Below are 10,865 nucleotides of genomic sequence, written 5' to 3'. Positions count from 1 at the left end.
TAAAGAATAATAAGGATTTGTACGCTAACGGCCTGGGCATCGCCAGTCATCAGATGCACAACGGCCCACCAAAGGGCGGGCCGTTGTTTATAGCATCAGCGCGGATTGAATCAATCCTGGCGGCTGGTGACTTCCAGCAGGTGGTAGCCGAACTGAGTCTTCACCGGGCCTTGCACGGTGTTGACCGGGGCACTGAAGACCACGGTGTCGAATTCCTTGACCATCTGGCCTGGGCCGAACGAACCGAGGTCACCGCCCTGGCGGCTGGATGGGCAGCTGGAGTTGGCTTTAGCGATTTCTGCGAAATCAGCGCCGCCTTCGATTTGGGCCTTGAGTTCGTTGCACTTGTCTTCAGAGGCAACGAGGATGTGACGGGCGGTGGCTTTGGCCATGGTGAGTAACTCCTAGAGTAAAAAACGGTGAGCGTACCGGATTCAGGCGGTTATTTCTTGGCAAAGTTCCACTGGGTTTCAGCCGGCACTGTTTTCGCCGTGAGGATTCAAGGCAGCACAAGGTAGTCGTTGCGCTGCACGATCGGGCGGTGCGCCGCTTGCACGAGATGGATATAGCGGCCGTCCACCAGGTCGATGGGCAGGCAGTCGTCGATATCCAGCACCGCGTCGGTGTGGGCCTGGGACCAGTGGCTCAGCATCTGTTGCTTGCCTTTGCGCATGGCCTCCTGTTTGTGATGGGCGACCACCAGCAGGTAGTGATGGGCTTCGCCGAAGCTATTGGCCTCGTAGCCGCCGAGGTTGATGAAGTACAGGCGCGGCGCATCGCCGTGGGGGGCCAGGTGGCTCAGTTCAACCTTCCAGCCGTCGACGCCATCGACGGCCATCCATGAATCGATGTGCACGCCTTTGGGGCTGCCGAACCAGGCATCGCGTAATTGTGGGTAGGTGGCTTGCAGGGTATCGGCCACTGCGAACACTACATCGTGTACTTCGATCCTGGCCCGCGGGTGCTTGCCCCCGAGCATGACGACAAACAGCATTACCGGTGTTTCCTGGGGAGTGACGAGACGGCAACCATACTGCGATTGAGCTGGTTTGTCCGGTTGTGATGGGGCCTTTGTGTCGCGACGCTGAACCTGTGGGCGCTGGCTTGCCTGCGATGACGGCCTGCCAGCCGACGCCTATCTACCTGACACCCCGCGATCAAAAATGTGGGAGCTGGCTTGCCTGCGATGACGGCCTGCCATTCGCCCCATATCTACCTGAAACCCCACGATCCAAATTTGGGAGCGGGCTTGCTCGCGAAGGCGGCCTGGCAGTCAACGCAGTTGGATTGTGTACATATCCATTGCTGCGGTAACGGCCGCTTAGGGTTCCGCTCTGACAGCGGGTCACTTTTGGAAAAGAGCCCCAAAAGTAACCAAAAGGGCTCTTGCCCCACCACTCGGCACCTCGCTTGGGCTCGGTGTGCCCGTAATCCGTCAGTGATTTGGGGGGCCGCCGCCACGCGCCATCCATGGAGCGGGGCGGCTAAACCGGCATCCCTGCCGGTTTACCTCCCAAATCACTGTCGAATTACGGCCAGCGTGGTTTAACGGGGCGCCTAAGATCAAAAGCAGATCAAGATCAACAGCGGCTCGCTTCGCATCGTGGTTACCGTTAACCCGTCACTGGGCTGCGCCAGTCGTCCGAACCGGACGTACCGGCGACTTCGTGAGTCCAGATGATCTTGCGATAAGTGAAGTGCACATCCTCAAGATGGGTGAAATGGGCGTTATCAGGGGCCTGGCAGTTGGGCATGCGAGATTGGATGTCGACGATGGTGGCGCCTTCCAGTTCAATCGTGAAGTAGTGCTCCTGGGTTCCGGCCGAGGAGGTGCGCAGCCATTCCAGGCGGCAGGACACTTCTTCACCGGTGGTCAGGGCGCTGAACAGCAAGGGTGAGGATTTATCGAAAACCTTGCTGATCATCAGCGGTTTATGCACGCGCTGACCGGTCGGCTGGCCCGATTGCGGGTCGCGGGGAATGATCACTTGATGCGCAAACGCCTGCACCAGTATCTGGTCCTCATGGCCTTCCTGATAAATGTTGCCTACCGAGTCCTGGGTAAATGTGCCTGCCGTAATCAAACCTTGTTTGACACCGGTGATGGAGAGGTACGCGGGTGTGGGCATGACGGGGTTCCTTGCCTGATTGAGTAGGTATTGCCGGGCAGCGAAAGCGCTGAACGGGCAGATGCCTATAACAAGAAGCGTGCCTGAAAGTGTGAGGTTCAATGAAATAAAGGCGAGAAGGTCGCTGGGGGGGCGTTATTGAACGCTTGTTGTCTGGCTTGGGATGATTTTTAGCGATGTTAGTTGCGCATTCGTGCGCAATGAGTTGCTCATTCAATATATTCGTTAAATGTGCAGCTGTGGAAGTTGAGCGGCGGCTCTCACCTCGGGAAGCTGCGCAAATACCTGCGCACACCCCTTGTTTTTAGGTTGTGTAGGATGTTTCTTAAGTTCCGTTCTGTTACTTGATGAATGTTTTTTCCGTGGCTAAGGTTCGCTCACTTCAATACGTTTTGAGCGCAAGTTAGAGGGCGCTTTAACAATGACGTTAAGTTTGCCTACTTTGCCTTGGATGGTTGTGTGCAGCCGAAAATAATTTATTCAGAACAGCGATGTTTCTATTACCGAGAACTTGCCCGGACAGCGTGCTCGCCAAGCAGTTTTGTTGGCAGTGACATGCGTTTTTCAAGCGAGTTCGAGGTGCTGGAAGCCGAGCTGGGCAAGGCACACTCCATTCATGGGGCGGGCCTGCCGGATTGGCAGAAGATCAGCGAAATCAGCGAGTGCATTCTGCGTGAGCACTCCAAGGATCTGCGCGTCGCCGCCTGGTTGGCCTGGGCCCTCTATCAGCGTGATTCAGTTGCAGGGTTGCTGGCCGGTCTCGGCGTGCTGCGTGACCTCTGCGAGCACCATTGGGCGCAGGTCTATCCAGTTAAGCTGAGTACCCGCATTGCGGCGTTCGGCTGGTTGGTGTCGCGCCTTGAACAAGCGTGCGCACACAACCTGCCGCTCAGTGATCAACGGCCATTAGTCCAGGCGCTGTTGGAGCACCTGGAATGTCTCGATCGGCTATGGGGCGAACAGCTTGGCAGCAAGGCGCCGTTGCTGTTGCCGGTTCGCCGGCAGCTGTCGGCGCGCTTGGCTCAGGCAACCGTCGAACCTGGCGGCGTCGTGGGCGTCGTTGCCCAGGTCAAGCCAGCGACAACCCCGCCGCTGGAACCCGAACAGCCGGTCAATAACGAAAAAGACGCGCACAAGCGGCTTCGCGCATTGCAAGCGCTGGCTAGGCCTTTAAGTGTCTGGTGGTTGCGCCAAAATGCCACCGACCCGCGTGCCTTGCGCCTGGGGCGAACCTTGGCGTGGCTGATGCTCGTCAATTATCCCGACGCCAATAGTGAGCGGATCACGGCGCTGCGCCCATTGGCTGCCGACAAGCGCAAACGCTACCAGGACCGCTTCAGCCAAGGCCATTACGCCGATCTGTTGCTTGAGCTTGAGGTCAGCCTGGCCGGTGCGATGTTCTGGTTCGATGGTTTGCGCATGGTCTGGGAATGCCTGGAGGCCTTGCACGCAGACCTGGCCATGACCGAACTGGAAATGCAATTCGCTCTGCTGCTGCATCGCCTGCCGAACCTGCCTGAATATCGGTTCGAGGACGGCACGCCCTTTGCCGACCCCGCGACACGTGAGTGGATCGCGCTTCACGTGACGTGTCACCAGCACAAGCCCGAGCCCTCCAATCTGGTCGTCGACAGCGCTGCCCAGCCCTGGGAGGCCGCGTTGCAGGCGGTGATGCCCTGCCTGCGCAAGGACGGTCTCAAGGTTGCGGTGGGTGTGCTCAAGCAAGGGCTACGGGCGGCGTGCGGTGATCGAGCGCGCTTTCATTGGCACCTGGCGCTGGCCAGGTTGTGTGTGGCGGCTGGCAAGCATGACCTGGCGAGGATCCAGCTGGAACAACTCGACCTGCAATTACAGCGCATGGGCCTGGAAAGTTTGGAGCCGGAGCTGGCCGTGCAAGTCGGCCAGCTCTTGTATCACTGCTACGACCGGTTGCCACAAAACCAAGCCGTACAAGACGGTAAAGACACCCTGCATCGCCGGTTGTGCCATTTCGACCTGGAAGCAGTTCTTGAATAGTGCCTCATCAAAAAGGAAAAGCACCATGGCCAAAGACGGTTCGGTAGCCCCCAAGGAACGTATCAATATTACTTTCAAGCCCGCCGTCGGTGGCGCCCAGGAAGATGTCGAACTGCCGTTGAAACTGCTGGTGCTCGGGGATTTTTCCCAGCGCGCGGACCCACGCAAACTCGAAGATCGCAAGCCCATCGGTATCGACAAGCACACCCTTGACGACGTGTTGGCCAAGCAGGCAGTGAGCCTGACGCTGAGCGTGCCCAACCGCCTCCAGGATGCAGCTGACGTGGAAGAGCTACCGGTTCAGGTGCGGATCAACACGATGAAGGATTTCAATCCTGCGAACCTGGTGGAGCAAATCCCGCAATTGCAAAAGCTGATGGCGTTGCGTGAAGCCTTGGTGGCGCTCAAAGGCCCGTTGGGCAATACGCCCAGCTTTCGCAACGCTATCGAGCAGACTCTTGCCAATGGCGACTCCCGCGCACGAGTGCTCGCCGAACTGGGGCTGGATAGGCCCCAAGCCTGAAACTTTCAGTAAAAGGACACTGACACCATGACGACGTTTGAACATGGCTCGCAACCCGTACAGGTTATCGAAGGCGGTAGCATCCTCGATAACATCATTTCCCAGACATTGCTCAGCGCCGACGACGAGGCTTATGGCATCGCCAAGCGCGGCGTATCGGCATTTATCGCAGAGCTGGTCAAGCCACATAATTGTGACGAGCCCGTAAAGAAGCGCCTGGTCGACCGGATGATCGCCGAGATCGATACCAAGCTCAGCGAGCAAATGGATGAGATTCTTCACCACCCGGAGTTCCAGGCACTGGAGGCTTCGTGGCGAGGCTTGCAGTTGCTGGTTGATCGCACCGATTTTCGCGAGAACATCAAGATCGAGCTGTTGAATGTCTCGCGCCAGGACCTGCTGGATGATTTTGAAGACTCCTCGGAAATTACCCAGTCCGGGTTGTACAAACACGTCTATAGCGCCGAATACGGCCAGTTTGGCGGCCAGCCGGTGGGCGCGATCATTGCCAACTACTTTCTTTCGCCCAGTGCACCCGATGTGAAACTGATGCAATACGCATCCAGCGTCGCCGGCATGGCCCACGCACCCTTTATCGCTGCGGCGGGGCCGAGTTTCTTCGGCTTGGAAAGCTTCACCGGGTTGCCCGACCTGAAGGATCTGCGGGACCATTTCGAAGGCCCGCAGTTTGCCAAATGGCAAAGTTTCCGGCAGAGCGAAGACGCCCGATATATTGGCCTCACCGTACCACGCTTTCTGCTGCGCACTCCGTATGACCCCCTTGAGTGCCCGGTCAAGACCTTCGCCTATCAAGAGAATGTGGTTAACAGCCATGAGCATTATTTGTGGGGCAATACCGCCTACGCCTTCGCCACTCGCCTGACCGATAGCTTTGCGCGCTTTCGCTGGTGCCCCAACATTATTGGCCCGCAAAGCGGCGGGGCGGTCGAGGACCTTCCGCTGCATCACTTCCAGAGCATGGGCGAGATCGAAACCAAGATTCCTACGGAGGTGCTGATTTCGGACCGGCGTGAGTACGAGCTGGCACAAGAAGGTTTCATCGCCTTGACCATGCGCAAGGGCAGCGACAACGCAGCGTTTTTTTCCGCCAGCTCCGTGCAGAAGCCCAAATCTTTTGGCATTAGCGAGGAGGGCAGGGCGGCAGAGCTGAATTACCGCTTGGGCACGCAATTGCCCTACATGATGGTGGTCAACCGCCTGGCTCATTACCTCAAGGTGCTGCAACGGGAGCAGTTGGGCGCATGGAAAGAGCGCACGGACCTGGAGTTGGAACTCAACAAATGGGTTCGCCAATACGTGGCGGACCAGGAAAACCCCAGTGCCGAAGTGCGTGGGCGGCGCCCATTGCGTGCCGCGCGTATTGTGGTCAGCGATGTCGAGGGCGAGCCTGGCTGGTACCGAGTCAACGTCACGGTACGCCCGCATTTCAAATACATGGGGGCAGACTTCACGTTGTCCCTGGTCGGCAAGCTCGATAAAGAATGAGCAGAGGCCAGGGCATGCTTGAGCACAACAGCCTTTTCGAACGCCTTGAGCGTGGTGCGTCTAACCCGGGCGCCGCCGTGGCGTCCATCGCCGCACATTTGGGGAAAATGCTCAGCACTCGTGCGGGCAGTGTCCGGACGCTGCCTGATTATGGCTTGCCTGACCTCAATGACATGCGGCTCAGCTTGCATGAATCCTTGAGTCAGTCGCGCCTGCATATCGAACGGTTTATCCAGGCCTATGAGCCGCGGCTGACGAATGTACGTGTCAGGCTGCTGCCGGTGGTACGTGACTCTTTGTCCCTGGCATTCGCCATTGAGGCTGAGCGGATGATTGAGGGTGCCCTGCATCCTGTGGTGTTCCACGCGCGCCTTACCGATACCGGGCGGGTTGAGGTCTGTGCCGATGGCGCTTGACCGTTATTTCCAAAGCGAACTCAGCGCGCTGCGCCAACTGGGGCGGCGTTTTTCCGAGCGTAATCCCGCCCTGGCGCCGTTTCTTGGCGAAGCCGGCCAGGACCCGGATGTCGAGCGCTTGCTGGAGGGCTTCGCATTCCTGACCGGGCGCCTGCGCCAGAAGCTGGATGACGAACTGCCGGAGTTGACGCACTCATTGATGCACCTGCTGTGGCCCCATTACATGCGGCCGATACCGGCCTTCAGCATCCTGCAATTGGACCCGTTGAAACGTGCCGGCCCCAGCGTTCGGGTGGCTCGGGACACCGCTGTGCAAAGCGCCCCCATCCAGGGAGAGCGTTGCCGGTTCCGCACCTGCTATGCCACCGACGTCATGCCGTTGCAGCTCAACGGCCTGGAATACAGATGCCAGGGCGAAGGGGCCAGGTTGGACTTGCGCCTGCGCATGAGTGTCGACGGCAGCTTAAGTGAGTTGATATTCGATTCGCTGCGACTGCACCTGGCCGGTGACCATTACATCAGTCAGGGCCTGTACCTGAGCCTATTGCGCCACCTGGAGGGCATCAGCCTGCAGCTCGTGGATCACGATGGTCTGCCGATCAACGCCTGCGATGGCCAACCCGTAACGCTACGGCTCAATGCCAGCCAGGTCCGGCCGGTGGGGTTTGCCCCGGAGCAGGCGTTGATTCCTTATCCGCAGAACACCCTGGAGGGTTATCGGCACCTACAGGAGTACTTCGCGTTTCCCGAGAAGTATTTGTTTGTCGATGTCGTAGGCCTGGAGGTGTTGCACACGTTATCTCACGAGTTGCTTCGGCAGGCGCACGGCCTGGTGATGCGTTTCGAACTTCGCACCCAGGGCCGTGAGCCCCTGCGTCCTACCCTGGATAACGTGAAGCTGTATTGCACGCCCATCGTCAACCTGTTTACCCAGGATGCCGTTCCCATTCGCCTGGACGGTAAACAGGACGAGTACCTCCTGGTGCCTGGGGAATACACCCCAGGCAATGCCAGTGTGTTTTCCGTGGATAAGGTCACCGGCTGGCGCCCCGGTGGTTTGGGCTATCAAACCTACGTGCCGTTCGAGTCGTTTGAACATGATTGCAACAGTGAGCCTCTGGCGGCACCGCCCAGCTACAGCATTCGCCAACGTTCGTCGGTCCAACATGCCGGGCTCGACACCTGGATGGGGTTCGGCAATCGCCGCGAACAGGGCCAGGAAACCCTGTCGGTCGAACTGACGTGTACCAATTGCAACCTGCCACGGCAATTACGTGCAGGCGAGATCAACCAGCCCGGCGAACAGACACCGGAGTCGTTGACGTTCCGCAATATCACCGCGCCAACGGCGAGCTACGCGCCGCCCCTGGACCAGAATTTTCTGTGGAAGCTCATCAGCAACATGTCGCTCAACTATCTGTCGTTGACCGATATCAACGCCTTGAGAGTGATTCTAGAAACCTACGACCTGCCGCGTTATTACGATCGCCAGGCGCTGAAGGTCAGCCAGAAAAGACTGGGGGCGTTGCGCGCCATCCGTCATGAGGCGATTGATCGCCTGCATCGTGGGTTGCCCGTGCGAGGTGTGCGGGTCGATCTGACCGTCGACTCCCAAGGCTTTGTCGGTCAGGGCGACTTGTTTGTATTCGCTTCGGTCCTCAATCAGTTCTTTGCGCTTTATGCCAGCCTCAATTCTTATCACGAGTTGCGTGTCATCAGCACACAAGGAGACGTGTATCTATGGCCATCCCGGATCGGGCAGCAACCCCTGCTCTGAATCAACTTTGCCGGGGTATCCGTGAATACACGCTATTCCAGGCGGTTTTACAGGTCACCGAGCGATTGCGTGAGGCTCATCCGCTGCTGGATGAGGACGCGCTGTACGACCAGTTGGAGTTCCAGGCCAACCCTGGCTTGGGGTTTGCCGCGCACGATATTGACCGAGTGGAGTTCTTTATGGAACACGGACATTTGCGCGCACGCCTGCGTCTCAATGTGCTGGGGTTATTTGGCGCCGGGTCCCCACTGCCTGCGTTTTATGGTGAGCAGGCATTTGCCGAACAGCCGGGCGGCAACCCGACTCGAGACTTCCTCGATCTGTTCCATCATCGTCTGCACCGGCTGATGCTCCCGATCTGGCGCAAATACCGCTATCGGGCGTGTTTCCGGGCAGGCGCCAATGATGGTTTTTCCGAGCAGATGTTTGCCTTGACGGGGCTGGGTGGTGCCGCGATCCGTGGCGCTTGCCAGCTCGATTGCAAGCGCTTGCTGCCCTACCTGGGCCTGCTGAGTGTGCGTGTGCACTCGGCGGCATTGATCGAGTCGGTCCTGCGTTACTACTTCAAGCACGACGCGTTGTTTATCGAGCAGTGGGTTGAACGGCAGGTCGAGGTCAGCCAGGTACAGCGCAATGACCTGGGACGGGCCAACAGTGTGCTTGGCGAGGACCTAGTGCTGGGGCGCCGCGTCGCTGACCGCAGTGGCAAGTTCAGGGTGCATGTCCGCGCGTTGGGGTGGCAGCGTTTTCACGACTTCCTGCCCACGGGAAAGGCCTGTCAGCCGCTGCGCTCGCTGGTGCGCCTGACCCTGCGCGATCCATTGGAATACGACCTGCGTCTGGTAATGGCACAGGGTCAGATCAGAGCCCTGCACATTGGCGAAAACACGGTTTGCCGCTTGGGCTGGACCACCTGGTTGGGGCGCGAGCGGGCCGATGGCGTCGTCACGCTAACCGGCAATTTTCATTAGGGATGAATGGCATGATGAACAGGGATTTGCAAAACATAATCGACGCACTGTCTGCCGGTTTCGCACGCTTGGGGTTCGAGCGTGATGAACACGCGTTACCTGACGTATGTGTCAGCGCGGCGGCCCGGCTGAGCCAGTGCGATGTCAGCCAGTTGTACCTGCTCGATGAAGTGACCGGCGGGCTTGAACTGATCGCCCAACATCTTGCCCAGGTGCCGTCGCTCGCCGTAGTGCCTTCACGGCCTGGTCAGCATTCCCAACAGTTGCTGTACGACACCTTGACCCAAGGCACAGCGTTGTGCCTGGAGGATGTGCAAGGCAGCGGCCATGACACGGGTTTCCTGCCAGCATTGGCGACACCTTGGCGGGCACTATTAAGCGTGCCGCTGTTCAACCGATGCGAACGCATGACTGGTGTGCTGGTATGCGCCCGCCAACACCCGGCCCAGCTACAAGGCTACGCTCCCTCCTTGGGGCATTTGGGCAGCTTCGCCGTCAACCAGTTGCGCGTACTGCGCGATGGGCAGCCCAACGTTGGCACGCAGCCCGAATGCAGCACACCCTTGGCTGGCGCATACGGTTTGATTGGCACCAGCGCGGCGATGGAGCAGGCGTGCCGGCTGATCAGTAAAGTCTTGAACACCCCTTACACCGTGCTACTGCAGGGCGAGACCGGCACGGGCAAGGAAGTGGTGGCCCGGGCCATTCATGCGGCGGGACCGCGCAAGGCCAAGGCCTTTGTGGTGCAAAACTGCGCGGCGTTCCCGGAAGGGTTGCTTGAAAGCGAGCTATTCGGTTACCGCAAAGGCGCGTTCACGGGGGCCGAACGCAATCACGCCGGGCTGTTCGACACCGCACATGGCGGTACGTTGCTGTTGGATGAGATCGGCGATATGCCGCTGCCCTTGCAAGCCAAATTGCTACGGGTATTGCAGGAGGGTGAGGTTCGCCCGCTGGGCGCCAGTGCGGCACACAAGGTCGACGTGCGCATCATTGCCGCGACCCACCGCGACCTCGCGGCGATGGTCGCCGAAGGGCGCTTTCGTGAAGACCTCTATTACCGACTGGCCCAGTTCCCCATCACCTTGCCGGCCCTGCGCGAGCGAGACGGCGATGTGTTGCAACTGGCGCGCCATTTCACGGCCAAGGTCTGCGCAGCGTTGGGGAGGCCGCCTGTCGAGTGGTCGAATACTGCCCTCGATCAACTGTCCAGCCACGGTTTTCCTGGCAACGTGCGCGAGCTCAAATGCCTGGTCGAGCGCGCCGTGTTGTTGTGTGACCACCGCGTGATTCGGCCCGAGCACCTGGCGCTGCCCCTGGCATTTAAGCCGGCCACTCCCGATGACGTGACGCTGCGTCAACGTATGGAGCGAGTAGAGCGCACGTTCCTGCTCGACTGCCTGCACAAGAACCACGGCAATCGCACCCGTACCGCGCGGGAGCTTGGAGTCGCCCGGCGTACCCTGCTTTACCGTCTGGCCCGGTTGAACATTCCCTTTGGCGATGCCCGGGAGGAACGCTGAATGG

The 10,865-nt window shown here is 59.2% G+C and carries 10 protein-coding genes; 7 read left to right on the top strand and 3 right to left on the bottom strand.

Annotated elements, in window-relative coordinates:
* Positions 1–110: 110 nt before the first annotated feature.
* The 3 genes from DK871_RS15605 to DK871_RS15595 all read right to left on the bottom strand — a co-directional run bounded on the left by DK871_RS15605 (position 111) and on the right by DK871_RS15595 (position 2,129).
* A complete protein-coding gene (locus DK871_RS15605; protein ID WP_034125729.1) occupies positions 111–392 on the bottom strand; it encodes a peptidylprolyl isomerase in 282 nt (93 codons plus the stop codon).
* A 107-nt stretch (positions 393–499) separates the two neighbouring features.
* Positions 500–994 carry a DUF1543 domain-containing protein gene (locus DK871_RS15600; protein ID WP_056788147.1) on the bottom strand — a complete coding sequence of 165 codons (495 nt, stop codon included), beginning with the start codon at positions 992–994 and terminating at the stop codon, positions 500–502.
* 619 nt (positions 995–1,613) lie between these two features.
* Entirely contained in the window at positions 1,614–2,129 is a 516-nt protein-coding gene (locus tag DK871_RS15595; protein ID WP_003191797.1) for an Hcp family type VI secretion system effector, read from the bottom strand.
* Between the two features lie 471 nt (positions 2,130–2,600).
* Here DK871_RS15595 and tssA point away from each other — a divergent pair, with 471 nt between their 5' ends.
* From tssA to DK871_RS15560, 7 genes are read left to right on the top strand one after another with little or no spacing between them, the layout of a single operon-like run.
* Positions 2,601–4,145 (top strand): type VI secretion system protein TssA, encoded by a 1,545-nt coding sequence (gene tssA / locus DK871_RS15590; RefSeq protein WP_375139742.1) that lies wholly within the window; start codon positions 2,601–2,603, stop codon positions 4,143–4,145.
* A 25-nt stretch (positions 4,146–4,170) separates the two neighbouring features.
* On the top strand, positions 4,171–4,668 hold the full coding sequence (gene tssB, locus DK871_RS15585; protein ID WP_161905670.1) for a type VI secretion system contractile sheath small subunit: 498 nt from the start codon (positions 4,171–4,173) through the stop codon (positions 4,666–4,668).
* Positions 4,669–4,695: 27 nt separating this feature from the next.
* Complete coding sequence (gene tssC / locus DK871_RS15580) at positions 4,696–6,174, top strand: type VI secretion system contractile sheath large subunit (RefSeq protein WP_161905669.1); 1,479 nt, start codon at positions 4,696–4,698, stop codon at positions 6,172–6,174.
* A 14-nt stretch (positions 6,175–6,188) separates the two neighbouring features.
* On the top strand, positions 6,189–6,590 hold the full coding sequence (gene tssE, locus DK871_RS15575; protein ID WP_056788163.1) for a type VI secretion system baseplate subunit TssE: 402 nt from the start codon (positions 6,189–6,191) through the stop codon (positions 6,588–6,590).
* On the top strand, positions 6,580–8,367 hold the full coding sequence (gene tssF, locus DK871_RS15570) for a type VI secretion system baseplate subunit TssF (RefSeq protein ID WP_161905668.1): 1,788 nt from the start codon (positions 6,580–6,582) through the stop codon (positions 8,365–8,367). Before tssE ends, tssF begins: the two co-directional genes overlap by 11 nt.
* Positions 8,331–9,338: a type VI secretion system baseplate subunit TssG gene (tssG, locus tag DK871_RS15565; protein WP_161905667.1), complete on the top strand. Its 1,008-nt coding sequence runs from the start codon at positions 8,331–8,333 to the stop codon at positions 9,336–9,338. The genes tssF and tssG overlap by 37 nt, the downstream gene beginning before the upstream one ends.
* Before the next feature lie 11 nt (positions 9,339–9,349).
* Positions 9,350–10,861 (top strand): sigma 54-interacting transcriptional regulator, encoded by a 1,512-nt coding sequence (locus DK871_RS15560; protein WP_161905666.1) that lies wholly within the window; start codon positions 9,350–9,352, stop codon positions 10,859–10,861.
* Positions 10,862–10,865: the final 4 nt, after the last annotated feature.

It is taken from the genome of Pseudomonas sp. L13, assembly GCF_009935965.1.
GTDB classification, from domain to species: Bacteria; Pseudomonadota; Gammaproteobacteria; order Pseudomonadales; family Pseudomonadaceae; genus Aquipseudomonas; species Aquipseudomonas lactis.
This window is presented reverse-complemented; position numbering and strand designations above follow the sequence as displayed.

What these genes read in the sequence shown, in the direction of transcription:
- tssF (WP_161905668.1), top strand. Translation starts at nt 6,580, where the DNA reads ATGGCGCTTGACCGTTATTTCCAAAGCGAACTCAGCGCGCTGCGCCAA.
- tssG (WP_161905667.1), top strand. Translation starts at nt 8,331, where the DNA reads ATGGCCATCCCGGATCGGGCAGCAACCCCTGCTCTGAATCAACTTTGC.
- tssC (WP_161905669.1), top strand. Translation starts at nt 4,696, where the DNA reads ATGACGACGTTTGAACATGGCTCGCAACCCGTACAGGTTATCGAAGGC.
- tssE (WP_056788163.1), top strand. Translation starts at nt 6,189, where the DNA reads ATGCTTGAGCACAACAGCCTTTTCGAACGCCTTGAGCGTGGTGCGTCT.
- DK871_RS15600 (WP_056788147.1), bottom strand. Translation starts at nt 994, where the DNA reads ATGCTGTTTGTCGTCATGCTCGGGGGCAAGCACCCGCGGGCCAGGATC.
- DK871_RS15560 (WP_161905666.1), top strand. Translation starts at nt 9,350, where the DNA reads ATGATGAACAGGGATTTGCAAAACATAATCGACGCACTGTCTGCCGGT.
- DK871_RS15605 (WP_034125729.1), bottom strand. Translation starts at nt 392, where the DNA reads ATGGCCAAAGCCACCGCCCGTCACATCCTCGTTGCCTCTGAAGACAAG.
- DK871_RS15595 (WP_003191797.1), bottom strand. Translation starts at nt 2,129, where the DNA reads ATGCCCACACCCGCGTACCTCTCCATCACCGGTGTCAAACAAGGTTTG.
- tssB (WP_161905670.1), top strand. Translation starts at nt 4,171, where the DNA reads ATGGCCAAAGACGGTTCGGTAGCCCCCAAGGAACGTATCAATATTACT.